Here is a 23767-nt window from a genome sequence, read left to right as displayed (position 1 = left end):
CTGTGACCTTTGCAACGCAGCGTAATCGGAATTCGACGGCCTCGCAGAACGGTGGAAGGCCGGTTCGGTCACATCGGTGCGGTGAGGTCAGTCACGCAGGCCGTTGAACCGGCCCTGGTGATACACGAGTGGGCGTCCGGGGCCGGTGGGGTCACCGAGGACGACCTCGGCCAGCACGATGCGGTGATCGCCCGCGGGCACGCGCCCGACGATCCGGCACACCATCCAGGCGAGGACGTCGTCGAGGACGGGGACGCCCTCGGGACCCTCGCGCCAGGCTGTGGGCGGGCCGAAGCGGTCGGCGCCGCTGCGGGCGAAGGTGGCCGCCAGCGACTGCTGGTGCTCGCCGAGTATGTGGACGCCGACATGGTCCGTCGCGGCTATCGCCGGCCAGCTGGAGGCGCCGGTGCCGATGCCGAAGGAGAGCATCGGGGGGTCGGCGGAGACGGAGGTGAGGGACGTGGCGGTGAAGCCGACCGGGCCCGTCTCGCCGCGGGCCGTGATCACTGCCACACCGGTCGCATGGCGCCGGAAGACGGAGCGGAGCAGGTCGGCAGAGGCGAGCCGGGTGGTGCCGAGGCCGGAGGTGGCCGTCATGGAGTTGTCCTTCTGCGAGGGGAGGCGTGCGGGTCCGTGGTCGTTCAACAGCCCGGACAGCGCGCGCTCGCGGTGCGGGCCAGGTCGACATGGGCCCGGCCGAAGAGAAGGAGTTCCTCAGGCATACGGTCAGGCTGACGATAGGTGGTGCACACAGTCAAGTGGGTTCCGCGATGTGGGAGATGACTCACCCTCGACGTCACGGCCCCTCAGACCGCCTCGCCCAGCGCCGCGATGACGTCCGCCTTGCGCGGCTGACCGGTGGCCCGCCGTACGACGTTGCCGTCGGCGTCGAGGACCAGCACGGTCGGCGTCTTGAGGATGTCCAACCGGCGGACGAGGTCCAGATTGTCCTCGGCGTCGAGCTCGACATGGGTCACGCCCGGGACCATCCCGGCCACCTCGCCGAGCACCCGCCGGGTGGCCCGGCAGGGTGCGCAGAAGGCACTGGAGAACTGCACGAGGGTGGCGCGCTCGCCCAGCGGCCCGCCCAACTCGGCCGCTTGGAGCTGTTTTCCGTCATCCCGCCCGCGCACCCGCACTCTCCCGCTCCGCCGCCGATGCAGCACTCCGTACGCGCTCGCCGCGACGAGCACCACCACGCACACCACAAGTCCGGTCATCACCCTGCTCAACCCTTCACGAGACTGCAAAGATTCCCGCCTCCCCGAAACCGGTCCGCTGCGGAATGCTTGGTTCATGGACATCGATGTGAGGGGGCCGCGCTTCGGGGCGGCCGTGACGACCGTGGTGCTGGCGGTCGTTCTGGTCACCGGGAGCGCCTGGCTGCTGGCCTGGCAGACGCTGGCGTTCGCACTGGGCGCGGCGGGCGGGGTGGGCCGTTCGCCGTACGGCCTGCTGTTCCGCAAGGCCGTACGTCCCCGGATCGGGCCGCCGACCGAGTTCGAGGCGCCGGAACCGCCGCGGTTCGCACAGGCGGTGGGGCTGGTCTTCGCGGGCGTCGGGCTGGTCGGGTACACGCTCGGGCCGGACTGGCTGGGACTCGCCGCGACGGGGGCCGCGCTCGCGGCCGCCTTCCTGAACGCCGTCTTCGGGTACTGCCTGGGGTGCGAGATGTACCTGCTCGTACGGCGGGTGACGGTGCGCGCGGAGTAAGGGCGCCTTCAAAATCCGAGGTGGATCACGGTCGACGTGACGAGGATCTCGCGGTTCACAGGCACTGGGACTGGCTCCCCGGCCGTTCTTGGGGCACGATCTGCGAGATGCCGTAAACCTACGGCTGCGTAACTTTCCCACTGGGAGCTTCCTTCCCAGGCACAGAAGGAAGGGTCCACCCCGTCCATGGCAGAGCTTGTCTACCGCCCCGTCGTCGGTTTCGCCCAGACGTTGTTCAAGGCGTGGGACCTCAAGATCGACTGCAAGGGATCGGAAAACATTCCACGCTCGGGCGGCGCTGTGCTGGTGAGCAACCACATCAGCTACCTGGACTTCGTCTTCAACGGACTGGCGGCGCTCCCACAGAAACGTCTCGTTCGTTTCATGGCGAAGGAGTCCGTCTTCCGGCACCGGATCTCCGGGCCGCTGATGCGCGGCATGAAGCATATTCCCGTGGACCGCGACCAGGGTGAGGCGGCGTACGCGCACGCGCTGGACTCGCTGAAGTCCGGCGAGATCGTCGGGGTCTTCCCGGAGGCCACGATCTCGCAGTCGTTCACCCTGAAGAGCTTCAAGTCGGGCGCCGCGCGGCTGGCCCAGGAAGCCGGCGTGCCGCTGATCCCGATGGCCGTGTGGGGCACCCAGCGGCTGTGGACCAAGGGCCACCCGCGCAACTTCAAGCGCAGCCACATCCCGATCACGATCCGGGTCGGCGAGGCGATCGAGGCCTCCAAGGACAAGTACGCGGGCGCGATCACCCGCCAGCTGCGCGAACGTGTCCAGGAACTCCTGGAGGCCGCGCAGCGCGCCTACCCGGTGCGGCCGAAGGACGCCGACGACACCTGGTGGATGCCGGCTCACCTCGGCGGCACGGCACCTACTCCGGAGCAGGTGCGTGAGGCCGAAGCCCGCTAGGCGCTCCGCCGGGCGAGGCGGCTGGGTGGTGCCGCGATGTGTCGTCTGTCGTCTGCGGCGCCATCGTGGCTTGTCGCGCAGTTCCCCGCGCCCCTTTGGGGCGCGACGCCTGGCCGGGGAATCAGAGTGCGGTCGGAAGCGTCTGCCACAGGTGCGGCCGGTCGTGGGCGGACTTGAGGGTGTCGAGTACGACCGGGTGCGGGGCGGCGTACAGGAGCGGACAGTCCGTCTCGTCGGACGCCGGGTCGGGCTCGAAGGCCAGCCGCTCGCCGTTCAGGGAGAACTGGGCGTCCACACCCGGTTTGTTGCCCCGCGGGTCCTGCCGATGCCAGGCGCCGTTGAAACGCACGGCGACCAGTCCGTGCACCACCTCGAACTTCTGGTAGCACAGCGCGGTCGGGATGTCCTCGGCCCGCAGCAGCGCGGCGAGCGCGTGGGCCTTGGCGTAGCAGATGCCGGTGCCCTGTTCCAGGACGTCGGAGGCGCGCCAGGTGACGCGGAGATCGCCGGAGTCCTGTGAGTGCGCAATGGTGTCGCGCACGAACTCGAACGCCGCCCGCGCATATTCATACGAGTCCGCCACGCCATCAGCCAGCCTGGCAGCCGTCTTGCGGACGAGCGGATGGTGATGGTCGATCACCTCGTCAGCGGCCAAGTACGCGGACAGGTCGGCGGTTTGCTGAATCAGCTGCATGGCAGCTGAGCGTATGCGCCAGCCCGGACTCGGGTCAATTTATTTTCCAGTGAGCGTATAGGTATGCAGACGCCTGGTGCCCCGGGCGACGGTGCTGTCTCAAGAACGGCCGAACATCGCCGCAACCTGACGCCCGCTTACAACCCCTCCCCCGTGCCACGGGTCTGGCCTCGGACAGAGCGTCGACAAGGGGGAAGTCATGAAGCATCGTCTGCTCGGAGCCGCGATCGCCGGCTGTGCCCTGGCCGCGGTCGGGGCCGGGCCCGTGCATGCCTCGTCCGACCAGCTGTGGATCAGCGTGCCGTCCGACACGGTGCTGCCCGTGCCGGACGCGGACGGCGGTGCGCCGCGGCGCACCCTCGATGTACGGGTCACCCACGACAACACCGAGAACGGTGTGCCGGCCGGCCGGCTGACCGTGGACGCGAGCGAGATCGCGTCCTTCGCGCGGGTGTCATGGCCCGCGAACTGCGTGCCCGAGTCGGCGGTCGAGGCGGTCTGCGACTTCCCGGAGATGCCGCCTGGGACGGACGGCGTGGCGGCCGCCCGGCTGGGACTCGGCGCGCTGCCGGACGCCGACCTCGGCGCGTCCGGGTATGTGCGCTACTCGGCCGCCGCCGGGGACCTGACGGCGTATCCGGCGGAGACCCGGATCACCTTGGGCGACGGCCCGGACCTCGGGCTCAGCCAGGCCGAGTACCAGCGGGACCTCAGGCCCGGCACGAACACCGAGGTGCGGGCGACGGTCGGCAACAGCGGCAACCGCGCCGTGGATCGCACGCTGCTGTGGGTCAACGCGTCGTACGGGCTGCGGTTCAGGGAGCGGCACTCCAACTGCGAGTACCACGAGCACGCGACCGGTACGTCCGCGCTGTGCGTGCTGGACGAGGCGGTGGCTCCGGGTGAGCGGTACGAGCTGGTCACCGGGCTCCGTGTGGGGCGCAAGGCGCTGTACGAGCGGTTCGACCACTCCGTCCTGCCGTACTCCGACGAGGCGCTGGCAGAGGCCCGCGGCGACGCGACGTGGACCCCGGGGACGGGCCCCGAGCTGAACCTGCGGCCCGTGGCGGCGCAGCGGGCCGCCGCCGGGGAGGACGACCTCGATCTGTCGGACAACTACCGGACCGTCATCCTCGACGCCAGGAACACCGCCGACCTGAAGCTCACCGGCAGCAAGGTGGGCGGGGCGGTCGGCGACACCGTGACCGCCCGCGTCACCGTGTACAACCGGGGCCCGGCGTGGGTGGCGTCGCTGGGCGCGGGCGCACCGGTCGCCGTGGTGCGGTTCCAGGCGCCGGAGGGCACCACGGTCCTGGACATGGACAACTGCTGGTCGTCGGACCCGGATGAACCGGGCCCCGACACCTCCTGCTTCTGCGCGACGCCCATCTGGCTGCACGACCGGGCGTCTCACACCTTCGAGATCCCGCTGCAGATCGAGCGGGTGGTACGCGGTGCACGGGCGACCGTGAGCACCGTCAACGACATGCCCGAGCTGGAGATCAGGAAGTTCGACCCGAACCTGCGCAACAACAGCGCCGCGATCGTCGTCAATGGCTGAACCATGCCGAGGGAACTGAGGGAGGCGACGGCCTAACGCGCCATCTCCTCCTTCAGCGCCGCCACGAACGCGTCCACGTCCTCCTCGGTCGTGTCGAAGGCGCACATCCAGCGCACGACGCCCGCCGCCTCGTCCCAGAAGTAGAACCGGAACCGCTTCTGCAGGCGCTCGCTCACGTCGTGCGGGAGCTTGGCGAAGACGCCGTTGGCCTGCACGGGGTGGAGGATCTCGACGCCGTGCACGGCACGCACGCCCTCGGCGAGGCGCTGGGCCATCTCGTTGGCGTGGCGGGCGTTGCGCAGCCACAGGTCCTTGGCGAGCAGGGCCTCCAACTGCACCGACACGAAGCGCATCTTGGAGGCGAGCTGCATGGACAGCTTGCGCAGGTGCTTCATGTGGCTGACGGCGTCCTGGTTGAGGACGACGACCGCCTCGCCGAACAGCGCGCCGTTCTTGGTGCCGCCGAGGGAGAGGATGTCGACGCCGACCGCGTTGGTGAACGTCCGCATGGGCACGTTCAGGGAGGCGGCGGCGTTGGCTATCCGGGAGCCGTCCAGGTGCACCTTCATGCCGTGCGCGTGGGCGTGGTCGCAGATCGCGCGGATCTCGTCCGGCGTGTAGAGGGTGCCGAGTTCGGTGCTCTGGGTGATCGAGACGACCTGCGGCATCGCCCGGTGCTCGTCCTCCCAGCCGTACGCCTGCTTGTCGATCAGGTCGGGGGTCAGCTTGCCGTCGGGCGTGGGTACGGTGAGCAGCTTGAGCCCGCCGATCCGCTCCGGCGCCCCGCACTCGTCGACGTGGATGTGCGCGCTCTCGGCGCAGATCACCGCGCCCCAGCGGTCGGTGACCGCCTGGAGCGCGACGACGTTCGCGCCGGTGCCGTTGAAGACCGGGAACGCCTCGGCGGTGGCGCCGAAGTGGCTGCGGATGATCCGCTGCAGGTTCTCGGTGTACGCGTCCTCGCCGTACGCCACCTGGTGCCCGCCGTTGGCCAGGGCCAGGGCGGCGAGCACCTCCGGGTGGGCGCCGGCGTAGTTGTCACTGGCGAAACCGCGGACGTCCGGGTCGTGATGGCGGCGGGCGTCGGTCTTCGGAGGGTTCACGGCTTCTCGGTCAGCCACAGACGGTTTCCGTTCACTTCGGCGGCGGGCTTGTCCCAGACGCCGACGACGGCGTCGGCCAGGTCCTTGACGTCCGTGAAGCCCGCGAACTTCGCGTTGGGTCGCTCGGCGCGCATCGCGTCGTGCACCAGCGCCTTCACCACCAGGATGGCAGCCGCGGACGTCGGCCCCTCCGGGCCGCCGGCCTTGCGGAAGGCGTCGGCCAGCGCGAGCGTCCAGGCCTCCGCGGCGGCCTTGGCGGCGGCGTACGAGGCGTTGCCCGCGGTCGGCTTGGAGGCGCCGGCGGCGCTGATCAGCACATACCGTCCGCGGTCGCTGCGCTGGAGGGCCTCGAAGAAGGCCAGCGAGGTGTGCTGCACCGTGCGGATCAGCAACAGTTCGAGGAAGTCCCAGTCGTCGAGGCTCGTCTTGACGAAGGTCTCGCTGCCGCGCCAGCCGCCGACGAGGTGGACCAGGCCGTCCACGTGGCCGAAGTCCTTCTCGATCCGGGTGGCCCAGTCACGGGTGGCCTCGCGGTCGAGCAGGTCGACCGTGTCCCCGACGACGGTGGCACCGCCGTGCGCGTAGCTCGCCGCGTCCACGGCCTCGGCGAGCCGCTCCGGGTCGTTGTCCGAGCCGATGACGGTCGCGCCCGCCTCGGCCAGCCGCAGCAGCGCCGCCCGGCCGGCGGGTCCGCCCGCGCCGGCCACCGCGATCACCGCACCGCTGAGAGCTCCGTTCCCCGCCATTTTCTTCGCCTCCTGAGCAGTGGTGGTGCGGTCGCTCATGCGGCGACCCGCTCGGCGCTGTCCGCCGTGATGCCCCGAGTGGAGGCGATCACGTTCTTCAGCTTCTTGGACAGGGCCTCATAGAACATGCTCAGCGGAAACTCGTCCGGAAGCACGTCATCGACGAGCTTGCGCGGCGGCTGGGTCAGGTCCAGGGCGTCCGGGCCCTTGGCCCAGCGGGATCCCGGGTGCGGGGCGAGATAGGTGGAGACCAGCTCGTAACCGGCGAACCAGTGGACGAGCTTCGGACGGTCGATGCCCTCGCGGTACAGCTGCTCGATGTCGGCGCACAGCTGGTTGGTGACCTGCGGGGCGCGCTGCCAGTCGATGAACAGCTTATTGTCGGTCCAGCGGACGACGTCGTGCTTGTGCAGGTAGGCGAAGAGGAGCTGACCGCCGAGGCCGTCGTAGTTGCGCACGCGCTCGCCGGTGACCGGGAAGCGGAACATGCGGTCGAACAGCACCGCGTACTGCACGTCACGGGCCTGCGGGACGCCGTCGGCCTGGAGCTTCACAGCCTCCTTGAAGGCGGTGAGGTCGCAGCGCAGCTCTTCGAGGCCGTACATCCAGAACGGCTGGCGCTGCTTGATCATGAACGGGTCGAACGGCAGGTCGCCGTGGCTGTGGGTGCGGTCGTGGACCATGTCCCACAGCACGAAGGCCTCCTCGCAGCGCTTCTGGTCGTGGACCATCGCGGCGATGTCCTCGGGCAGCTCCAGGCCCAGGATGTCGACGGCGGCGTCCGTGACGCGCCGGAAGCGGGCGGCCTCGCGGTCGCAGAAGATGCCGCCCCAGCTGAACCGCTCGGGCGCCTCGCGCACGGCGATGGTCTCCGGGAAGAGCACCGCGGAGTTGGTGTCGTAGCCCGCCGTGAAGTCCTCGAACTTGATGCCGCAGAACAGCGGGTTGTCGTAGCGGGTGCGCTCCAGCTCGGCCAGCCACTCCGGCCAGACCATGCGCAGCACGACCGCCTCGAGGTTGCGGTCGGGGTTGCCGTTCTGCGTGTACATCGGGAAGACGACGAGGTGCTGGAGGCCGTCCGCGCGGTTCGCGGCGGGCTGGAAGGCCAGCAGGGAGTCGAGGAAGTCGGGCACCTCGAAGCCGCCCTCGGCCCAGCGCTGGAGGTCCTTCACGAGGGCCGCGTGATAGTCGGCGTCGTGCGGGAGCAGCGCGGAGAGCTCCTCGACGGCCTCCACGACACGCCGTACGGCGGCCTCCGCGTCCGCGCGCTCGGGCGCGCCCTCGGCGTCGAAGTCGATCGACCCGTCCTTGGACTGCCATGGCCGGATCCGCTCCACGGCATCCTTGAGCACCGGCCACGCCGGGTGCTCCACCACCCTGGTCGCGGGAGGAACCTGCTCCCCCGAAGCCGCCTGCACAAGAATTTCCGTCATGTCCCATCCTCCACGGGAGAACCTCGCGTAAGGAGACCGTATACATACGAGGTTTCTCCCAGCAAGAGGAGCCTCCGGAAATTATCCTGCGCATCCTCATGGTCACCGCACTTTTTCCTGTCGGTCACCGGGATGGCGCATACCCCGCCCGCGCGTGGGCATACGGGAGGCCGGCAGCGCGGAAGCTCGCGGCGGGCAGTCAATCCCCGCGGGACTCGCCCACCCCAGGGTGACCACCAGGGGGCATGCGACCCAGGCACGCCATGTCCACCGCCGCAAACGCTGTGTACACGTGGGGTTCATCACGCGCCTGGGCCACTAGGCTGCGGCACTGCCGCGCGAATAGTCCGCTCCGGTTCGCGTGCACGCCGAGCCGCCGTCGACGGAAGCGAGTTGAATCTTGAACTTCCTTACCATCGGTCACCGCGGAGTCATGGGTGTCGAACCCGAGAACACCCTCCGTTCCTTCGTCGCCGCCCAGCAGGCCGGCCTCGACGCCATCGAACTCGATCTCCACCTGAGCAAGGACGGCGCCCTCGTCGTCATGCACGACACCGACGTGGACCGCACGACCGACGGCACCGGCCCGATCGCCGACAAGACCCTCGCCGAGCTGCGCGCCCTGGACGCGGGCCGCGGCGAGCACGTCCCGGTCTTCGAAGAGGTCCTGGAGGCGGTGCGGTCGCCGCTCCAGGCCGAGATCAAGGACGTCGCGGCGGCTCGGGCGCTCGCCGAGGTGATGACCGGGCGGGACCTCGTCTCCCGGGTCGAGGTGTCCTCGTTCCACGACGAGGCGGTCGCCGAGATCGCCCGTCTGGTGCCCGGGGTACGGACCGCGCTGATCGCCAGCCGCTACGGCACCGACATCGTGGACCGCGCCGTCGCGGTCTGCGCGAAAACGGTCTGCCTGAACATCCGCCGACTCACCCTGGAGGTCGTGGAGCACGCCCGCAAGGCGGACCTCAGGATCATCGGCTGGGTGGTCAACACCCAGGACCACCTGCGTCTCGTCAGGGCCCTGCAACTGGACGGCGCGACCACCGACTACCCCGAGATCAAACGCACCGCCCGCTTCACGGCGTGACGAGCCGTATGAACGTCACGCCAGCTCCTTGACCAGCAGCTCGAACTGCAGGTCGTCGCGCTGCGGAATGCCGAAGCGCTCGTCGCCGTACGGGAACGGGGTCATCCGTCCCGTACGGCGGTAGCCGCGCCGCTCGTACCAGGCGATCAGGTCGTTCCGTACGGAGATCACGGTCATGTGCATCTCGGTCGCGCCCCAGGTCTCGCGGGCCTGCCGCTCCGCCTCCGTGATGATCACCTTGCCGAGGCCGGCGCCCTGGAGTGCCGGGCTGACCGCGAACATCCCGAAGTAGGCGTGGTCGCCGCGGTGTTCGAGCTGGCAGCAGGCGACGACCTGCCCGTCCCGCTCGACCGTCAGCAGTCGGCTGTCGGTCGACTTGATGACCTGCAGCACGCCCTCCGGGTCGGTCCGCTGCCCTTCGAGGATGTCCGCCTCCGTCGTCCAGCCGCTCCGGCTGGAGTCCCCGCGGTAGGCGGACTCGATCAGCGCGACCAGCGCGTCCACGTCGGCGTCGGTGGCGTCGCGGAAGACGAGTCCGGAGGCGGCGGGGGTCGCAGCGGTTTCCATGGTGCGCATCTCCACTCTCGGGCGCGGGTCGGGCATCGCTGAGCGTAACGCGCGACTAGGCTCCGGCCGCATGGTGCACGTACTGAGCGGACGGACCCTGCTCCAGCCCGCCGACCCCGAGCGCTCCCGCGTCTTCTACGGCGAGCAGTTGGGGCTCGCCGTCCACCGCGAGTTCGGCACGGGGCCGGAGCGCGGCACCGTGTACTTCCTCGGCGGTGGCTTCCTGGAGGTCTCCGGCCGCTCCGAGACCCCGCCGTCCCCGGCCGTCCGGCTGTGGCTGCAGGTCGAGGACGTGGCGGCGGCGCATGACGAGCTGCGCGGCAAGGGCGTCGAGATCGTGCGGCCGCCGGTGAAGGAGTCGTGGGGGCTGGTCGAGATGTGGATCGCCGATCCGGACGGGACGCGGATCGTGCTGGTGGAGGTGCCGGCGGACCATCCGCTGCGGTATCGACCGGGGATCTGAGTCACCCCGGCCGGTGTTCCCAGCCGCGATCGGTGCGGGTCAGGCCCGGCCGGTCGGCGGTCTGCCCCAGCAGCCGGCGCTCCAGGCCCTCGCCGTGCACCGGCGGGTCGATGTGCGGGTTGCCGATAGGTGTACGGCGGTGGCGGCGCCCGGCTCCCGTGAGGTTCGCCGGTTGGCCGGGGTCGGGGGTGGGGCTTAGCGTGCTGGAGGGGTCTGTCTGCGGAAGGAGCGCCATGAAGCTCGACAAGCCGGTGTCCGGCGGACCCTGCTGGACCGAGCTCGGGACCGACGACCTGGCCGCGGCGAAGCGGTTCTACGAGGGGCTTTTCGGCTGGCGCGCCGAGACCGACCCCCGCCAGGAAGCGGGCGGTTACTCGATCGCGCACCTCGGGGACGCGGCGGTGGCCGCGCTGACGCCGCTGTACCAGGAGGGGCAGCCGGTGGCGTGGAACGTGTCGTTCGCGGTGCCGGACGCGGACGCCGCCGCCGCGCAGGTGGCCCAGGCCGGCGGTGCGGTGCTGGTCGGCCCGATGGACGTCTTCGACGTGGGCCGCTTCGCGGTGGCCGTGGACCCGACGGGCGCGGCCTTCCAGCTCTGGCAGGCGCGGGCCTTCCCGGGCGCGGGGCTGCTCAACGCGCCCGGCTCGCTGGGCTGGGTGGAGCTGCTGACGCGGGAGCCCGAGCGGGCGGTGGACTTCTACACGACGGTGTTCGGCTGGAGCGTCAACGCCTCCGAGCACTACACACAGTGGGGCATCGACGGCGCCGACTTCGGCGGCATGGTGACGATGGACGACAAGTTCCCGCACGAGGTGCCGGCGCACTGGCTGCCGTACTTCGCCGTGGACGACGTGGACACGACGGCCGCGGACGCCGCTCAGGCGGGCGGCACCGCCCTCATGGAGCCCACTTCCGTCCCCGACGGACCACGCATCGCCGTGCTGCGGGACCCGCAGGGGGCGATGTTCGGGGTGTACCGGGCGGCCGACGAGAAGTGACGGGCCCCGGCCCGGTCAGCCGCGCAGCGCCCCCAGCCGCCCTTCCAGCTGGCCCAGCAACTCGCCGAGCAGAACCGCCAGTTCGCCCTGTCCTTGCGAGTCCATGCCGGACAGTACGGCTGTCTCGTACGCGAGTTGCTCGGGCAGGATGCCGTCGACCAGGTCCCGTCCCGCGTCCGTGAGGCGGACGTGGGCGACGCGGCGGTCGCGGGTGTCGCCGCGGCGCTCCACCAGGCCGCGTTCGGTCAGCTGCTTGAGGCGTTTGGTGACGGCGGCGCCCGAGGAGAAGGTCTCGCGGGCGAGTTCACTGGGGGTCAGTTCATGGCCGGTGCGGCGCAGCGCGCCGAGCAGGTCGAACTCGGGACGGCTGAGGCCGGCCCGGCGCAGGGGGGCGTCCTCGGCCTGCTGGAGGAGGGCGGCGCAGCGGTTGATGCGGCCGATGATCTCCATGGGGGCGGTGTCCAGGTCGGGATGGACGGCCTGCCACTGCCGGACCACGGCGGCCACCGTGTCCTGTCTCGTCCCGGTCGGCCCGCCGTTGGTCCCCGTCATGGCCGTACGCCCTCCGTCGTGTTGCCTGTGCGCTGGTCCGGGCGCGGTCCCTGACTCCGCCCCGTCGCCGCGAGCGTACGGGGTCCGGTCCGCTCGGTGCGCACGACCCGCTGCCACCGCCGCTCCGGTACGGCCACGGCGGCGACCAGACCGACCAGCGTCCCGACCAGGGTGTCGACGACGCGCTCGGTGATCAGCAGCCCGGGTTTCTGGAACCCGGTGAACTCGGTGATGAGCAGTGCCATGGGGGTCACGCAGACGCTGCCGAGCCAGTAGTTGCGGCCGATCAGCGCCTCGGCGCCGAAGTTGAGCGCCAGGCAGCACAGGACGAGGGCGACCTCGCCGGTGTGGGCGAGGGGGACCAGCGCGGCGAACAGTAGGACCCCGAGCAGGTTGCCGACGACCCGCTGGACGCCACGCCCCCAGGTGAGGGTGAGGTTGGCCTGGTAGAGGGATGCCGCGGTGACCAGGGCCCAGTAGGGGCGGCCGATCCCCAGGGCGAGGGAGACGTAACCGGCGAGGGCGCAGCCGAGGGCGGTGCGTACGGCGAGCGGGGCGAGGGGGCCGAGGCGGCGCCACAACGGGAGTGACAGTGAGGCGAGTTGGGTGCCGATGCCCGCGAGGTCGTCGACCTCCGGCACAGGTCGGTTGCCGCGCACCTGCCGGGCCCAGCCGCGCAGAAGCCCGGGGTCGGCGTCGGCCGGGGCGGCGAGGGCGACCTTGGCGCGGACGACGAGGCGTTCGAGGGCGCGGCGGGTCTCGGAGGGGCGGCCCGCAGAGTGCAGCGACTGCCGGGCGGCCTGTACGGCGGCGGCAGCGGTGACGTGGGCCCGGGCGCTGTCCTCGCCCGTGCCCCCCGTCCCGGCGTACGCGGCGGCCGCCTCCAGCGCGCCCGCGGTGGCCCGGCGCTCCGGGCCGTGCGGTCGCAGCAGGCCGGGTGCCATGCCGACGAGCCAGGCCCACGCGCCGGCCGCGGCGGCCGGCGCGAGGTGGCCGGGGATCCGGTCGAGGGACTGCGGGGCGAACAGGGCGGCGGAGCTGATGAAGGTGAGCACCACGTTGCCGGGCGGGCCGATGCGGGTCGCGTCGCACAGCACCTTCTGCACGGCGGCCAGCACCGCGCCCACGGCGACCAGTACGACGGCATCGGGGGTGAGGGAGGCGGCGACCAGGGCGCAGGCGAGACCACCGAGCATGCCGAGCACCACCCACGCCAGGGCGCGGGCCCGGGCGGCGTAGGGGCGGTTGTGGGCGTAGAGCGCGCACAGGGACCCGGCCATCGTGTACATCGCCAGGTCCAGTCGACCTAGCACCAGCAGGGCGAGGTTGGGCGGGGCGACGGCGACGACCACGCTCAGGGCGGGCTTGAACCAGATCTCCGGGGGCCGGCCGAGGCGCAGCACTCCGGCGAGCGGAAGGCGGGTGTTCGTACCCGTCACCAGTTTCATGACCATCACCTTAGCAAGTGTTTTACTCGTAAAACACCTCGTAAAACACACTGGGTGACCTGCCGTGCTCCGCCAAATGCTCCCCGTGTACACCCTTGCGCTCGCGTGCGCGCCGCACGGCCCGGGCATCGACGGACTGTCCGAGACCGTCGAGCGGGGAGGGTGCGCGTGCACGGACCGGCTTCGCACGGCTGGCTGCTGGTCGCGCTGTGTGCGGCGACCGGGGCCTACTGTCTGCTGCGGATGCGCAGCGGCGTCGAGGAGCAGCGCCGGGCCGCGGGCGGCGAGGCCCTGATGGGCTTCGGCATGGCCGCGATGGCGGTGCCCGCCGCGGCGTTCACGCCGCCGTCGTGGGCCTGGCCCGCCTACGCGGCCGTGTTCGGCGCGGCCGCCCTGCACGCCCTGTGGTCGGCGCGGGCGGGCGCACACCATCTGCACCATCTGGTGGGAGCCTCGGCCATGGTCTACATGGCGGTCGCGATGGCCGTCTCGCCCGGGCACGACGGCGGACACGGCGGTTCCGGCGTCCCGCTCGTGACGGGTGCTCTGCTTCTGTACTTCATGGGGTACGTACTGCTGTCCGGCGCCCGGCTGGCGCCCGTGGCCGCCGGTGGCGGGGGTGTCGGATGGGGCGACCGTCCGGAGCTGGCGCGGGCCTGCCGGCTGTCCATGGGGATCGCGATGGTGGCGATGCTGCTGCCCCTCTGAGACGGCGCTCCGCGGACCGCGGACACCCCCCAACAGGCGCAGGCGCCACAGCGGGTGAACACGGCTGCCGACTGTGGCGGGCGTCGCAAACCCACCCCCCGCTGGCCTCTCGCCCCGTCGGTCGGCGAGGATCGCAGTATGCACACCCAGTCCGTCGAGTCCCCGCCCCGTCCGCCGGCCGAGCGCGGCACCGCCCGCTGGGCCGGTGGCCTGGCCCTGTGCTCCGTGCTGCTGCTCGCCCTGGTCGCGGTCCGGTGGTATCCGCTGATGACCCTGGACGGCGACATCGCCGAGACCACGCACCGCTGGGCGGTCGACGAGAGCGGCGTCACGCACGCGTTCCGCATTCTGACGGACTGGGTCTGGGATCCGTGGACCATGCGCATCCTGGCCGCGACGGTCGCGATCTGGCTGGTGTGGCGCAGAGCCGCACGCTGGACGGCCGTATGGCTGGTGGCCACATGTGCGCTCGCCACACTGATCCAGCAGACCCTGAAGGCCGTGGTCGACCGGCCACGCCCTGTGTGGCCCGACCCCGTGGACTCCGCCCACTACGCCGCCTTCCCCTCCGGCCACGCCATGACGGCCACGGTCGTGTGCGGCCTGATGCTGTGGCTCCTGCACCACTACGGCGCCGAACGCGCCCTGCGGCGTACGGCCGCCGCCGTGGCCGCCATCTCCGTGGCCGGTGTCGGTCTGACCCGGGTGTGGCTCGGGGTCCACTGGGCCACGGACGTCGTCGGCGGCTGGCTGCTGGGCGCGTTGGTCGTGGTGCTGGCGGTGCGGGTGCACGCCCGTCGGCAGAGCTGAACCGTCCACGGGTGCTGTTGCGGCGATCTTCCGGCGCGGTGGAACGCGGCCCCGTAGGATCCGCGCCATGACCGCAGTCCTGTTCGATTTCTCCGGAACCCTTTTCCGTGTCGAGTCCACCGAGTCCTGGCTGCGCGGAGCGCTCGCCGAGGCCCGAATGGAGCTTGCCGAGGCCGAGTTGGTGGAGGCGGCGCAGGCGCTGGAGGCGATGGGGGCGCTGCCGGGCGGGGCCGATCCCTCCTGGCTGCCCGAGGACGTCGCGAGCGTGTGGGGGGTGCGGGACAAGAGCGCGGAGCTGCACCGAGCCGCCTACACCGGGCTCTCCCGGCATGTGCCGCTCCCCGACGACCGGTTGCACGACCTGCTCTACGTCCGCCACATGGCACCGGCCGCGTGGGCGCCGTACCCGGATGCCGCCGAGGTGCTGGGGACGCTGCGCGAGCGGGGCATCGGTGTCGGGGTGGTCAGCAACATCGGCTGGGATCTGCGGCCGGTCTTCCGGGAGCACGGACTCGATCCGTACGTGGACGCGTATGTGCTGTCGTACGAGCACGGCATCCAGAAGCCCGACTCCCGGCTCTTCGCGGCCGCCTGCGCGGAACTCGACGCCGATCCGCGCGACGTGGTGATGGTCGGCGACAACCGGCGGGCGGACGGCGGTGCGGCGGCCCTGGGCTGCGCGGTGCACTTCGTGGACCATCTGCCGGCGGCACAGCGGCCGGACGGGTTGCGGCCGGTGCTGGATCTCGTGAGCGCCGTGCCGCGGGCGAACAAGTAGCCGCCGGCCACGATCCGGATCCAAGCCGGGTCCAAGCCGGGTCCACCCTGGACGATCCCCCGCGTCGCCCAGGGCAGACGGCAACCCCGACCATGCCGTATCGAGGCCGGGCCGGATGCGTTGAGTATAGTTGGCTGGCAGCCAGTCAACGCAGGAGTTACAGCATGTCCCCGCGCAGCGCCTCGGTCAATGAAGAGTTGCGGCAGCGTTCCCGGGAGCGGCTTCTGCAGGCGGCGGCGGAACTGGTCGGCGAGCGCGGCTACGAGGCCACCACCCTGGGCGACATCGCGGACAGAGCGGGCTCGGCGCGCGGCCTGGTGTCGTACTACTTCCCCGGCAAGCGTCAGCTGGTGCAGGCCGCCGTGCACCGGCTGATGCACCGCACGCTGGAGGAGGCGCTGGAGCGCGAGCCGCGCACCGAGGACGGCCGGGAGCGGATGGCGCGGGCCATTGACGCGATCCTGGGCCTGGCCTGGGAGCGGCCCGTACTGATGCGCCAGCACATGGCGGGCATCCTGCAGGCCGAGGGCTTCTTTCAGTGCCCGGACCAGCGGCGCCTGGCCGAGCTGTTGCGGGACACCTGCGTACGGTACGGCTCGCGGGACGTCGACGCCGACTACCCGATGCTGCGCGCGCTGCTCATGGGCGCGGTGTTCTCGGCGCTGGTGCCCGGCGTGCCGATGCCCGTGCCGATGCTGCGGGCCGAGCTGTTCCAGCGCTACGGGCTGGAGTGGGAGATGGGAGTCCCGCCGGACCCGGGGGGCGTGCCCGGCGGGACGTACGACGCGGATCTGTCGCGCTTCTTCGCGACCGGGGCCGCCCCCGGCCGCCCGGACCGTCAGCCGAAGTAGTCGGGCTGGGTCTGGACGTTGAGCTCGCGCATCCTGACCCAGCGGGCCGGGTCCGTGCGCCGGTCGTCGATCTTCAGGACGTCGAAGCCCCTGGCTATCTCGTTCGAGTAGATGTAGCCGTTGTAGTAGTACGCCGACCACGAGCCGCCCGACCTGATGGTGTCGGTGGTGAGCGGGCCCCGGTCGAAGTAGGCGATCTCCTTCGGGGCGGCCGAGTCGGTGAAGTCCCAGACGGAGACGCCGCCCTGGTACCAGGCCTGGACCATGAGGTCCTTGCCCTTGACCGGGATCAGTGAGCCGTTGTGGGCGACGCAGTTCTCGGTGTCCGCCTGGTGGCGGGGGATCTTGAAGTAGCTGCGGAAGACGAGCTTGCGGCCGTCTCCCTTGCCTACGACGTCATAGATGCCGTTGGCACCGCGGTTCGGGCCGATCTCCGCGTTGCAGGTGGCCGCCCTGCCGCCGCCGAGCTCGTCGGTGAAGACGATTTTGTTCGCCTTCTGGTTGAAGGTCGCCGAGTGCCAGAAGGCGAAGTTGACGTTGTCCTGGACCCGGTCGATGACCTTCGGGTGCTCCGGGTCGGCGATGGAGAACAGGATGCCGTCGCCCATGCAGGCGCCCGCAGCCAGGTCCTTCGACGGCAGCACGGTGATGTCGTGGCAGCCGGTGGTCTTCGAGACGCCGGGGTTGGTGGGCGCACCCGGGTTGCCGCCGCCGTCGGGGCCCTCACCGGGGAAGAGCACCGGGAAGCCCACGACCGCCGCCTTCTCGGGGGCCTTGCGCGGCACCTTGATCACCGAGATGCCGTCGTGCGGCGGCCGACAGTCCGGGTAGGTGGCGTTCGGTGAGTACGAGGAGACGTAGACGTAGACGTTGCGGCGCTCGGGCACCAGCGTGTGGGTGTGCGAGCCGCAGGCGGTCTCGACGGCGGCGACGTACTTCGGGTCGGCCTTGTCACTGATGTCGAAGACCTTCATGCCCTCCCACGAGGACTTCTCGGTCGCGGGCTGTGTGGTGCTGTTGCAACTGCTGTCGCTGCGCGAGGAGTCGGTGGAGAGGAACAGCAGGTCGCCGGAGACGGAGACGTCGTTCTGCGAGCCGGGGCACAGGACCTGGGCGACGGTCTTCGGTGCCTTCGGGTTGCTGATGTCGAAGATGCGGAAGCCGTCGTAGTTGCCGGCGAAGGCGTAGTTGCCCTGGAAGGCGAGGTCCGAATTGGTGTCCGCCAGCGCGTCCTTGGGGACGTTGGCCACGTGCTCGATGTTGTCGGAGTGGACGATCTCGTCCTGACCGGGTATCTCGCCGTCCGCGAGAGCCTCCCGCACTTCGGCCCGGGTTCTCTCGGAGACCTCCTGCTCCGCGACAGGGCCGTCCCCCGGGTCGGGGGTCGCGGCGGCCGGCTGCGCGGTGAGCAGCGCGGCCAGGAGTCCGGCGGCGGCAGCGGTGACTGCCAGGCGTCTGCGCCGTGTTCGGGGACTGCTGAACAGGATCACTGTTTCCTCCCTTGTCCGTTCGCACTGGAACGGTGCACGCAAGCCCGAGTATCGTCTTCGTCATGCGCATATCAATAGGGGGCAATGAAGATGTAACGCAGACGCTGTTGCGCCAAGGGCCCCTCGCCACAGCCACGTTGGCCGCCCTGACCGTGCTCGTGCTCGGCGGCTGCGACTCCGGCTCCGACCGCAAGTCCGCCACGGAAGGCGGGCCTTCGGTGATCGTGCCGGGCAAGCCCGGCGAGTCGAACCGGATGCTCTCCGCCGAGGAGGCCGCACGGCAGCGCGCCGAGGACGACTCCCCCAACTCGGCGGACGTCGCCTACGCGCGGATGATGATCGAGCATCACACCCAGGCCCTGAAGATGACCGAACTCGCCCCGGACCGGGCCGAGTCGGCGAAGGTCAGGAAACTCGCCGAGCGGATCGCCGCCGCGCAGGGCCCGGAGATCACCGCCATGAAGGGCTGGCTGACGAACCACGGCAAGGCCGCGAAGGCCGAGAAGAGCGACGGCCACGAGCACACCTCGATGCCCGGCATGGCGACCGAGGCACAGCTCGCGAAGCTGCGCGCCGCGCGTGGGACGGCGTTCGACCAGCTCTTCCTCACCCTGATGATCACTCATCACGAAGGCGCGATCACCATGGCCACGGACGTGAAGGGGCAGGGCAACAACATCGAGGTCGAGGAGATGGCCGACGAGGTGGTCGCTCAGCAGACGAGCGAGATCACGCGGATGCGGGACATGCTCTGACGGACCCGGTCGGTACGGTCCCTCGCCCAGGCGTGCTCAGCGGCGCGCCCGGCGCCGGGTCAGAAAGCCCGCGTCGCGTGCCTGGCCGATCAGTCTGAGTGACTTGCGGCGGCCGTGTCCCGTCGCGCTCATCACCGCGAGGACGGGGTCGGCGCCCTCCTCCTGGGCCGCGCGATATTTCTGCGCGACGAGCCACTGCCCCTCGACACCCCCCGGCCAGAGCGTCCGGTCCGGGTTCGGCCCGAGGTCCTCCCGGTCGGGTTCGGCGCCGATCCCGACCGCGTCGAAGAGCGGAGCCTCGATCCAGTCGGCGAGCGACGTCAGGTCATCGAGGGACAGCGCCGGCTCGGCCCGTACGTCCTCGATGGAGACGCACCCCTCGCACACCACGGCGAGTGCCTCGACCCGGGCGCCGTCACCGAACTCCAGCCGGACCCCGAACCACGCCGTGGCTCCGGCGTCGTCCCGCACTTCCCACGCGGGCCACACGGACACGGCGCCCTCGGTCGCAGAGCGATCGGAAAGATTAAGAAAGGATGCTTCCAGCACACACGCAACGTAACCTCATGATCACATTCCATACGAATGAACACGCTTCCCGTCCGGCGCACAGCACCCTGTCAGCGGAGCGGCCGCGGTGCGATGCTGGACTCGAGAGCGACTCCTGAAGATCCCCGAAGATCCCGGAAGGTCCCACCGAAGATCCCCGAAGACCCCTCGGACAAGGAGTTCCGCCGTGGTGCTGCGTGTCGCCGTCGTCGGTTCCGGCCCGAGCGGGTGCTACACCGCTCAGGGCCTCGTACAGCAGGATCCGGACGTGCTCGTCGACGTCCTGGACCGGCTGCCGTGCCCGTACGGCCTGGTGCGGTACGGGGTGGCACCGGACCACGAGAAGATCAAGTCCCTCCAGAACAACCTGCGCACGGTCCTGGAGCACGAGCGGGTGCGCTTCCTCGGCGGCATCCAGGTCGGACCCGGCGGGGTGCCGATCGACCGGCTGCGGGAGCTGTACCACGCGGTCGTGTACTGCGTGGGCGCCGCGACCGACCGGCACCTCGGGATTCCCGGCGAGGACCTGCCGGGCAGCTGGTCGGCGACCGAGTTCGTGTCCTGGTACAGCGCCCATCCGGACGCCGTCGACGACGGGTTCGTCCTCGGCGCGCGCTCGGCGGTCGTCATCGGCGTCGGGAACGTCGCGGTGGACGTCACGCGGATGCTGGCGCGGGGCCCGGCGGAGCTGAGCCCCACCGACATGCCGCAGGCGGCGCTCACCGCCCTCGCCGCGAGCCGGGTGACGGACATCAGCATGGTGGGGCGGCGCGGCCCCTCGCAGGCCCGCTTCACCACCAAGGAGCTGCGGGAGCTGGGCACCCTGCCCGACACGGAAGTGACCGTGGATCCGGCGGAGCTGGCGCTGGATCCGGCGTACGCCGACCCCTCCGGCCTGCCCGCCCCGCAGCGCCGCAACGTGGAGGTGCTGCGCGGCTGGGCCGAGGCCCCGGCACGGGATACCGGCCACCACATCCGGCTGCGCTTCTTCCTGCGCCCCGTCGAAGTCCTCGCCGACGAGGGTCGCGTGGGCGCGGTGCGCTTCGAGCGGACGGCGCCCGACGGGCAGGGGGGCGTGACGGGCACGGGCCGGTACGAGGACATCGAGGCGCAACTGGTGCTGCGTTCGGTGGGCTATCGCGGGGTGCCCCTCGAAGGCCTCCCGTTCGACCCGGCGACCGGCACGGTGCCGCATCTCGCCGGACGCGTACTGCGCGAGGGCGCGGTGGCGCCGGGCGAGTACGTGGCCGGCTGGATCAAGCGGGGCCCCACGGGCGTCATCGGCACCAACCGTCCGTGCGCGAAGGAGACGGTGACGTCGCTGCTGGAGGACGCCTCCGCGCTCGTACGGAAGGAAGTGCCCGAGGACACGCTCACGGCCCTGCGCGCCGAGGGCATCGAGCCGGTCGAGTGGGCGGGCTGGTGCGCCATCGAGCGGGCGGAGGCGGAGCTCGGGGCTTCGCTGGGCAGGGGTGTGGTGAAGCTCCCGGACTGGCGGTCACTGATGAACGCCGCCCACGGGAACGCCCTCTAGGGGCGCACGACCCGCACGGAGAAACGAACCAGCAACACCCCCGAAATCAACAATCTGTTCAAGGAGCCTACGGTCTCGCCCATGACAGCAACCGCACCCGCGCACCCCGTCGACGAGATCCCGCCCAAACGCCAGTTGGCCGCCTTCGGCCTCCAACACGTCCTCGCGATGTACGCCGGCGCCGTGGCCGTCCCCCTCATCGTCGGCGGCGCGATGAAACTCCCGCCCGCCGACCTGGCGTATCTGATCACCGCCGACCTGCTGGTGTGCGGCATAGCGACCCTCATCCAGTGCATCGGCTTCTGGCGTTTCGGCGTGCGGCTGCCGATCATGCAGGGCTGCACGTTCGCCGCCGTGTCGCCCATGGTGCTGATCGGTACGACGGGCGGCGGACTGCCCGCGATCTACGGCTCGGTGATCGTCGCGGGGCTCGCGATCGTGCTGCTGGCGCCGGTCTTCGGGAAGCTGCTCCGCTTCTTCCCACCCCTCGTCACCGGCACCGTGATCCTGATCATCGGCCTCTCGCTGCTGCCGGTCGCGGGCAACTGGGCCGCCGGCGGCGTCGGTTCACCCGACTTCGGGGAGCCGAAGAACCTCGCGCTGGCCGCGTTCGTGCTCGCGGTGGTGCTCGGTGTGCAGCGGTTCGCGCCGGAGTTCCTGAGCCGGGTCGCCGTGCTGATCGGCATCGCGGTCGGGCTCGCGGTGGCGGTGCCGTTCGGGTTCACGGACTTCGGCGGGGTCGGGGACGCGGACTGGGTCGGGATCAGCACGCCGTTCCACTTCGGGGCGCCCACCTTCGAGTTCTCGGCGATCGTGTCGATGCTGGTGGTGGCGCTGGTGACGATGACCGAGACGACCGGTGACCTGATCGCCGTCGGGGAGATGACGGACCGCAAGGTCGAGCCGCGCTCCCTCTCGGACGGTCTGCGCGCCGACGGTCTGTCGACCGTGCTGGGCGGCGTCTTCAACACCTTCCCGTACACGGCGTACGCGCAGAACGTGGGGCTCGTCGGGATGACGCGCGTGCGCAGCCGTTGGGTGGTCGCGACCGCGGGCGCCATCCTCGTCCTGCTCGGCCTGCTGCCGAAGCTGGGGGCGGTGGTGGCGGCGATACCGGCGCCGGTGCTGGGCGGGGCGGGTCTCGTGATGTTCGGGACAGTGGCGGCGAGCGGGCTCAGGACCCTCGCCGAGGTGGACTTCAAGGGCAACAACAACCTGACGGTGGTGGCCGTTTCCGTGGCCATGGGGGTGCTGCCGGTCGGTGTGCCGACGGTCTACGCGAAGTTCCCGGACTGGTTCCAGACGGTGATGAACAGCGGGATCAGCGCGGGCTGCCTGACGGCGATCGTGCTGAACCTGCTCTTCAACCACCTGCCCACGAAGGCCGGTTCAAAGGCCGGCCCGAAGGCCGGTTCAGGCGCCGCCGAGGCGGACGGCCTGTCGGGCGGCGGCGTCGAGAAGGCAGTCGAGAAGTCCCGGGAAGAGGCCGTCTAGGTCGTCCTTGCGCAGGCCGTTCATCTTGGCCGTGCCCCGGTAGACCTGCTGGAGCACACCGCTCTCGCGCAGCACCCTGAAGTGATGCGTGGTGGTCGACTTGGTCACGGGCAGATCGAAGTGCGAACAGGAGAGCTCGTCGCCGACGGCGGCGAGCTCTCGCACGATCTGCAGGCGCATGGGGTCGGAGAGCGCGTGCAGCACGCCTTCCAGACGGATCTCCTCGCGCGCGGGGTGCGGGAGGTCTCGGCTGCTCACAGCGGGGCTGGTCACGGCGGCTCCACTTCGTCGGATGCCTTCGAGGGCTCCTTCATTGTACGAGACCTCTCGTAGTTTGACACTTCCCGTACTACGATGCCTATCGTACGAGTCGACCGCTGGTCCCCGCGACGAATGGAGTGAGCCGTGAGTGCGCTCTTCGAGACCTACACCCTGCGCGACGTGACGATCCCGAACCGGGTGTGGATGCCGCCGATGTGCCAGTACTCGGCCGCACCGCAGGGACCCGGCATGGGCGTCCCCAACGACTGGCACTTCGCGCACTACGCGGCCCGCGCGGCCGGCGGCACCGGGCTGATCATCGTCGAGGCCACGGGGGTGAGCCCCGAGGGCCGGATCTCCCCGTACGACCTGGGCATCTGGAACGACACCCAGGTCGAGGCGTTCCGCCGGATCACGGGGTTCCTGGTGTCGCAGGGCACCGTGCCGGCGATCCAGCTGGCCCATGCCGGCCGCAAGGCATCCACCGACCAGCCCTGGCGGGGCGGTGCGCCGGTGGGGCCGGACGCGCACGGATGGCAGCCGGTGGCGCCGAGCGCGATCCCGTTCGCCGACGGGCACCCGGTGCCCACCGAGCTGACGGTCGCCGGTATCCAGGACGTCGTGGGGCAGTTCGCGGACGCCGCGCGCCGTGCCCTCGCCGCCGGATTCGAGGTCGCCGAGATCCACGGCGCCCACGGCTACCTGATCAACGAGTTCCTCTCCCCCTACTCCAACCACCGCACCGACGAGTACGGCGGCTCGTACGAGAACCGCACCCGTTTCGCGCTCCAGGTCGTGGACGCCGTACGGGAGGTGTGGCCGGACGACAAGCCGCTGTTCTTCCGTATCTCGGCGACCGACTGGCTGGACGAGGACGGCTGGACCGCCGACGACACGGTCCGCTTCGCCGCCGACCTCCAGGCCCATGGCATCGACCTGCTCGACGTCTCGACCGGCGGCAACGCCTCCGGCGCCCGCATCCCCGTCGGCCCTGGCTACCAGGTGCCGTTCGCCGCGCGGGTGAAGGCCGAGACGACGTTGCCGGTCGCCGCGGTGGGGCTGATCACCGAGGCCGAGCAGGCGGAGAAGATCCTCGCCAACGGGGAGGCGGACGCGGTGCTGCTCGGCCGGGAGTTGCTGCGCAGTCCGTCGTGGGCCCGGCACGCGGCGCGGGAGCTGGGCGGGGATGTGCACGTGCCGGATCAGTACCATCGGTCCGTTTGAGCGCCTACTCGTCGGGGTGGCTTGTCTCGTCTTGCG

At 70.7% G+C, this 23767-nt stretch carries 27 protein-coding genes; 14 read left to right on the top strand and 13 right to left on the bottom strand.

Annotated features, from left to right (window positions below):
* Positions 1–87 precede the first annotated feature (87 nt).
* Both QQM39_RS41980 and QQM39_RS41975 read right to left on the bottom strand, forming a co-directional pair.
* Positions 88–597 (bottom strand): flavin reductase family protein, encoded by a 510-nt coding sequence (locus tag QQM39_RS41980; RefSeq protein ID WP_302002815.1) that lies wholly within the window; start codon positions 595–597, stop codon positions 88–90.
* Between the two features lie 209 nt (positions 598–806).
* On the bottom strand, positions 807–1220 hold the full coding sequence (locus QQM39_RS41975; protein WP_302002814.1) for a thioredoxin family protein: 414 nt from the start codon (positions 1218–1220) through the stop codon (positions 807–809).
* A gap of 76 nt (positions 1221–1296) precedes the next feature.
* On the opposite strand from QQM39_RS41975, the gene QQM39_RS41970 reads away from it, so the two are divergent.
* Together QQM39_RS41970 and QQM39_RS41965 are read left to right on the top strand one after the other, a co-directional pair.
* Complete coding sequence (locus QQM39_RS41970; protein WP_302002813.1) at positions 1297–1713, top strand: DUF4395 domain-containing protein; 417 nt, start codon at positions 1297–1299, stop codon at positions 1711–1713.
* A gap of 186 nt (positions 1714–1899) precedes the next feature.
* On the top strand, positions 1900–2628 hold the full coding sequence (locus QQM39_RS41965) for a 1-acyl-sn-glycerol-3-phosphate acyltransferase (RefSeq protein ID WP_302002812.1): 729 nt from the start codon (positions 1900–1902) through the stop codon (positions 2626–2628).
* 121 nt (positions 2629–2749) lie between these two features.
* Here QQM39_RS41965 and QQM39_RS41960 read toward each other — a convergent pair whose 3' ends face one another.
* Complete coding sequence (locus QQM39_RS41960) at positions 2750–3322, bottom strand: transglutaminase family protein (RefSeq protein WP_302002811.1); 573 nt, start codon at positions 3320–3322, stop codon at positions 2750–2752.
* 199 nt (positions 3323–3521) lie between these two features.
* Here QQM39_RS41960 and QQM39_RS41955 point away from each other — a divergent pair, with 199 nt between their 5' ends.
* Positions 3522–4883: a hypothetical protein gene (locus QQM39_RS41955; protein WP_302002810.1), complete on the top strand. Its 1362-nt coding sequence runs from the start codon at positions 3522–3524 to the stop codon at positions 4881–4883.
* Between the two features lie 32 nt (positions 4884–4915).
* On the opposite strand, the gene QQM39_RS41950 is transcribed toward QQM39_RS41955, so the two are convergent.
* The 3 genes from QQM39_RS41950 to QQM39_RS41940 are packed head-to-tail and all read right to left on the bottom strand — an operon-like array spanning position 4916 to position 8165.
* Complete coding sequence (locus QQM39_RS41950) at positions 4916–5986, bottom strand: low specificity L-threonine aldolase (protein ID WP_302002809.1); 1071 nt, start codon at positions 5984–5986, stop codon at positions 4916–4918.
* Positions 5983–6771, bottom strand: coding sequence for an SDR family oxidoreductase (locus QQM39_RS41945; protein WP_302002808.1), 789 nt, complete (start codon positions 6769–6771; stop codon positions 5983–5985). Before QQM39_RS41945 ends, QQM39_RS41950 begins: the two co-directional genes overlap by 4 nt.
* Positions 6768–8165: a DUF6421 family protein gene (locus tag QQM39_RS41940; protein WP_302002807.1), complete on the bottom strand. Its 1398-nt coding sequence runs from the start codon at positions 8163–8165 to the stop codon at positions 6768–6770. Before QQM39_RS41940 ends, QQM39_RS41945 begins: the two co-directional genes overlap by 4 nt.
* A gap of 400 nt (positions 8166–8565) precedes the next feature.
* Here QQM39_RS41940 and QQM39_RS41935 point away from each other — a divergent pair, with 400 nt between their 5' ends.
* Positions 8566–9249 carry a glycerophosphodiester phosphodiesterase family protein gene (locus QQM39_RS41935; protein ID WP_302002806.1) on the top strand — a complete coding sequence of 228 codons (684 nt, stop codon included), beginning with the start codon at positions 8566–8568 and terminating at the stop codon, positions 9247–9249.
* Between the two features lie 15 nt (positions 9250–9264).
* Here QQM39_RS41935 and QQM39_RS41930 read toward each other — a convergent pair whose 3' ends face one another.
* Positions 9265–9816: a GNAT family N-acetyltransferase gene (locus QQM39_RS41930; protein WP_302002805.1), complete on the bottom strand. Its 552-nt coding sequence runs from the start codon at positions 9814–9816 to the stop codon at positions 9265–9267.
* A gap of 70 nt (positions 9817–9886) precedes the next feature.
* Between QQM39_RS41930 and QQM39_RS41925 the strand changes: the two genes are divergently transcribed.
* Positions 9887–10279, top strand: coding sequence for a VOC family protein (locus tag QQM39_RS41925; protein WP_302002804.1), 393 nt, complete (start codon positions 9887–9889; stop codon positions 10277–10279).
* A 1-nt stretch (position 10280) separates the two neighbouring features.
* Here the strand turns inward: QQM39_RS41925 and QQM39_RS41920 are convergent, their stop codons facing one another.
* Positions 10281–10514, bottom strand: coding sequence for a hypothetical protein (locus tag QQM39_RS41920; protein ID WP_302002803.1), 234 nt, complete (start codon positions 10512–10514; stop codon positions 10281–10283).
* Between QQM39_RS41920 and QQM39_RS41915 the strand changes: the two genes are divergently transcribed.
* On the top strand, positions 10513–11277 hold the full coding sequence (locus QQM39_RS41915; protein WP_302002802.1) for a VOC family protein: 765 nt from the start codon (positions 10513–10515) through the stop codon (positions 11275–11277). The two genes, QQM39_RS41920 and QQM39_RS41915, sit on opposite strands and share 2 nt — an antisense overlap.
* 15 nt (positions 11278–11292) lie before the next feature.
* Here QQM39_RS41915 and QQM39_RS41910 read toward each other — a convergent pair whose 3' ends face one another.
* Together QQM39_RS41910 and QQM39_RS41905 are read right to left on the bottom strand one after the other, a co-directional pair.
* Positions 11293–11829 carry a MarR family winged helix-turn-helix transcriptional regulator gene (locus tag QQM39_RS41910; RefSeq protein ID WP_302002801.1) on the bottom strand — a complete coding sequence of 179 codons (537 nt, stop codon included), beginning with the start codon at positions 11827–11829 and terminating at the stop codon, positions 11293–11295.
* Positions 11826–13277 (bottom strand): FUSC family protein, encoded by a 1452-nt coding sequence (locus QQM39_RS41905; RefSeq protein WP_302002800.1) that lies wholly within the window; start codon positions 13275–13277, stop codon positions 11826–11828. The genes QQM39_RS41910 and QQM39_RS41905 overlap by 4 nt, the downstream gene beginning before the upstream one ends.
* A gap of 168 nt (positions 13278–13445) precedes the next feature.
* On the opposite strand from QQM39_RS41905, the gene QQM39_RS41900 reads away from it, so the two are divergent.
* The 4 genes from QQM39_RS41900 to QQM39_RS41885 all read left to right on the top strand — a co-directional run bounded on the left by QQM39_RS41900 (position 13446) and on the right by QQM39_RS41885 (position 16424).
* Positions 13446–13985: a DUF5134 domain-containing protein gene (locus QQM39_RS41900; RefSeq protein WP_302002799.1), complete on the top strand. Its 540-nt coding sequence runs from the start codon at positions 13446–13448 to the stop codon at positions 13983–13985.
* Between the two features lie 138 nt (positions 13986–14123).
* Positions 14124–14795: a phosphatase PAP2 family protein gene (locus QQM39_RS41895; RefSeq protein ID WP_302002798.1), complete on the top strand. Its 672-nt coding sequence runs from the start codon at positions 14124–14126 to the stop codon at positions 14793–14795.
* Between the two features lie 67 nt (positions 14796–14862).
* The gene (locus QQM39_RS41890; protein WP_302002797.1) at positions 14863–15573 is read left to right on the top strand and encodes an HAD family hydrolase; all 711 of its coding nucleotides are present in this window, start codon (positions 14863–14865) and stop codon (positions 15571–15573) included.
* 164 nt (positions 15574–15737) lie between these two features.
* Positions 15738–16424 (top strand): TetR/AcrR family transcriptional regulator, encoded by a 687-nt coding sequence (locus QQM39_RS41885; protein WP_302002796.1) that lies wholly within the window; start codon positions 15738–15740, stop codon positions 16422–16424.
* Here QQM39_RS41885 and QQM39_RS41880 read toward each other — a convergent pair.
* Positions 16412–17914 carry an LVIVD repeat-containing protein gene (locus QQM39_RS41880; protein WP_302002795.1) on the bottom strand — a complete coding sequence of 501 codons (1503 nt, stop codon included), beginning with the start codon at positions 17912–17914 and terminating at the stop codon, positions 16412–16414. The genes QQM39_RS41885 and QQM39_RS41880 overlap by 13 nt on opposite strands.
* Positions 17915–17976: 62 nt before the next feature.
* Here QQM39_RS41880 and QQM39_RS41875 point away from each other — a divergent pair, with 62 nt between their 5' ends.
* Positions 17977–18669, top strand: coding sequence for a DUF305 domain-containing protein (locus tag QQM39_RS41875; protein ID WP_302002794.1), 693 nt, complete (start codon positions 17977–17979; stop codon positions 18667–18669).
* Positions 18670–18705: 36 nt separating this feature from the next.
* Here QQM39_RS41875 and QQM39_RS41870 read toward each other — a convergent pair whose 3' ends face one another.
* Positions 18706–19164 carry a DUF6214 family protein gene (locus QQM39_RS41870; protein WP_302002793.1) on the bottom strand — a complete coding sequence of 153 codons (459 nt, stop codon included), beginning with the start codon at positions 19162–19164 and terminating at the stop codon, positions 18706–18708.
* Positions 19165–19408: 244 nt separating this feature from the next.
* Between QQM39_RS41870 and QQM39_RS41865 the strand changes: the two genes are divergently transcribed.
* Positions 19409–20752: an FAD-dependent oxidoreductase gene (locus QQM39_RS41865; RefSeq protein ID WP_302003910.1), complete on the top strand. Its 1344-nt coding sequence runs from the start codon at positions 19409–19411 to the stop codon at positions 20750–20752.
* An 81-nt stretch (positions 20753–20833) separates the two neighbouring features.
* Positions 20834–22246 (top strand): nucleobase:cation symporter-2 family protein, encoded by a 1413-nt coding sequence (locus QQM39_RS41860; protein WP_302002792.1) that lies wholly within the window; start codon positions 20834–20836, stop codon positions 22244–22246.
* On the opposite strand, the gene QQM39_RS41855 is transcribed toward QQM39_RS41860, so the two are convergent.
* A complete protein-coding gene (locus QQM39_RS41855) occupies positions 22166–22519 on the bottom strand; it encodes a helix-turn-helix transcriptional regulator (RefSeq protein ID WP_302002791.1) in 354 nt (117 codons plus the stop codon). The two genes, QQM39_RS41860 and QQM39_RS41855, sit on opposite strands and share 81 nt — an antisense overlap.
* A 132-nt stretch (positions 22520–22651) precedes the next feature.
* Here QQM39_RS41855 and QQM39_RS41850 point away from each other — a divergent pair, with 132 nt between their 5' ends.
* Positions 22652–23731, top strand: a complete 1080-nt coding sequence (locus tag QQM39_RS41850; protein WP_302002790.1) for an NADH:flavin oxidoreductase/NADH oxidase — start codon at positions 22652–22654, stop codon at positions 23729–23731.
* Positions 23732–23767 lie beyond the last annotated feature (36 nt).

This window comes from Streptomyces sp. DT2A-34 (assembly GCF_030499515.1).
Taxonomy (GTDB): Bacteria; Actinomycetota; Actinomycetes; order Streptomycetales; family Streptomycetaceae; genus Streptomyces.
The sequence above is the reverse complement of the archived record's forward strand: the minus strand, read 5'-3'. Positions and strand labels throughout refer to the sequence as shown.

Bases quoted from the DNA above. Each gene is read 5' to 3' on its own strand.
- QQM39_RS41970 (WP_302002813.1), top strand. From the start codon at position 1,297: ATGGACATCGATGTGAGGGGGCCGCGCTTCGGGGCGGCCGTGACGACC.
- QQM39_RS41910 (WP_302002801.1), bottom strand. From the start codon at position 11,829: ATGACGGGGACCAACGGCGGGCCGACCGGGACGAGACAGGACACGGTG.
- QQM39_RS41895 (WP_302002798.1), top strand. From the start codon at position 14,124: ATGCACACCCAGTCCGTCGAGTCCCCGCCCCGTCCGCCGGCCGAGCGC.
- QQM39_RS41930 (WP_302002805.1), bottom strand. From the start codon at position 9,816: ATGGAAACCGCTGCGACCCCCGCCGCCTCCGGACTCGTCTTCCGCGAC.
- QQM39_RS41860 (WP_302002792.1), top strand. From the start codon at position 20,834: ATGACAGCAACCGCACCCGCGCACCCCGTCGACGAGATCCCGCCCAAA.
- QQM39_RS41955 (WP_302002810.1), top strand. From the start codon at position 3,522: ATGAAGCATCGTCTGCTCGGAGCCGCGATCGCCGGCTGTGCCCTGGCC.
- QQM39_RS41915 (WP_302002802.1), top strand. From the start codon at position 10,513: ATGAAGCTCGACAAGCCGGTGTCCGGCGGACCCTGCTGGACCGAGCTC.
- QQM39_RS41905 (WP_302002800.1), bottom strand. From the start codon at position 13,277: ATGAAACTGGTGACGGGTACGAACACCCGCCTTCCGCTCGCCGGAGTG.
- QQM39_RS41940 (WP_302002807.1), bottom strand. From the start codon at position 8,165: ATGACGGAAATTCTTGTGCAGGCGGCTTCGGGGGAGCAGGTTCCTCCC.
- QQM39_RS41980 (WP_302002815.1), bottom strand. From the start codon at position 597: ATGACGGCCACCTCCGGCCTCGGCACCACCCGGCTCGCCTCTGCCGAC.
- QQM39_RS41885 (WP_302002796.1), top strand. From the start codon at position 15,738: ATGTCCCCGCGCAGCGCCTCGGTCAATGAAGAGTTGCGGCAGCGTTCC.
- QQM39_RS41920 (WP_302002803.1), bottom strand. From the start codon at position 10,514: ATGGCGCTCCTTCCGCAGACAGACCCCTCCAGCACGCTAAGCCCCACC.
- QQM39_RS41945 (WP_302002808.1), bottom strand. From the start codon at position 6,771: ATGAGCGACCGCACCACCACTGCTCAGGAGGCGAAGAAAATGGCGGGG.
- QQM39_RS41925 (WP_302002804.1), top strand. From the start codon at position 9,887: ATGGTGCACGTACTGAGCGGACGGACCCTGCTCCAGCCCGCCGACCCC.
- QQM39_RS41960 (WP_302002811.1), bottom strand. From the start codon at position 3,322: ATGCAGCTGATTCAGCAAACCGCCGACCTGTCCGCGTACTTGGCCGCT.
- QQM39_RS41965 (WP_302002812.1), top strand. From the start codon at position 1,900: ATGGCAGAGCTTGTCTACCGCCCCGTCGTCGGTTTCGCCCAGACGTTG.
- QQM39_RS41890 (WP_302002797.1), top strand. From the start codon at position 14,863: ATGACCGCAGTCCTGTTCGATTTCTCCGGAACCCTTTTCCGTGTCGAG.
- QQM39_RS41875 (WP_302002794.1), top strand. From the start codon at position 17,977: ATGCGCATATCAATAGGGGGCAATGAAGATGTAACGCAGACGCTGTTG.
- QQM39_RS41975 (WP_302002814.1), bottom strand. From the start codon at position 1,220: ATGACCGGACTTGTGGTGTGCGTGGTGGTGCTCGTCGCGGCGAGCGCG.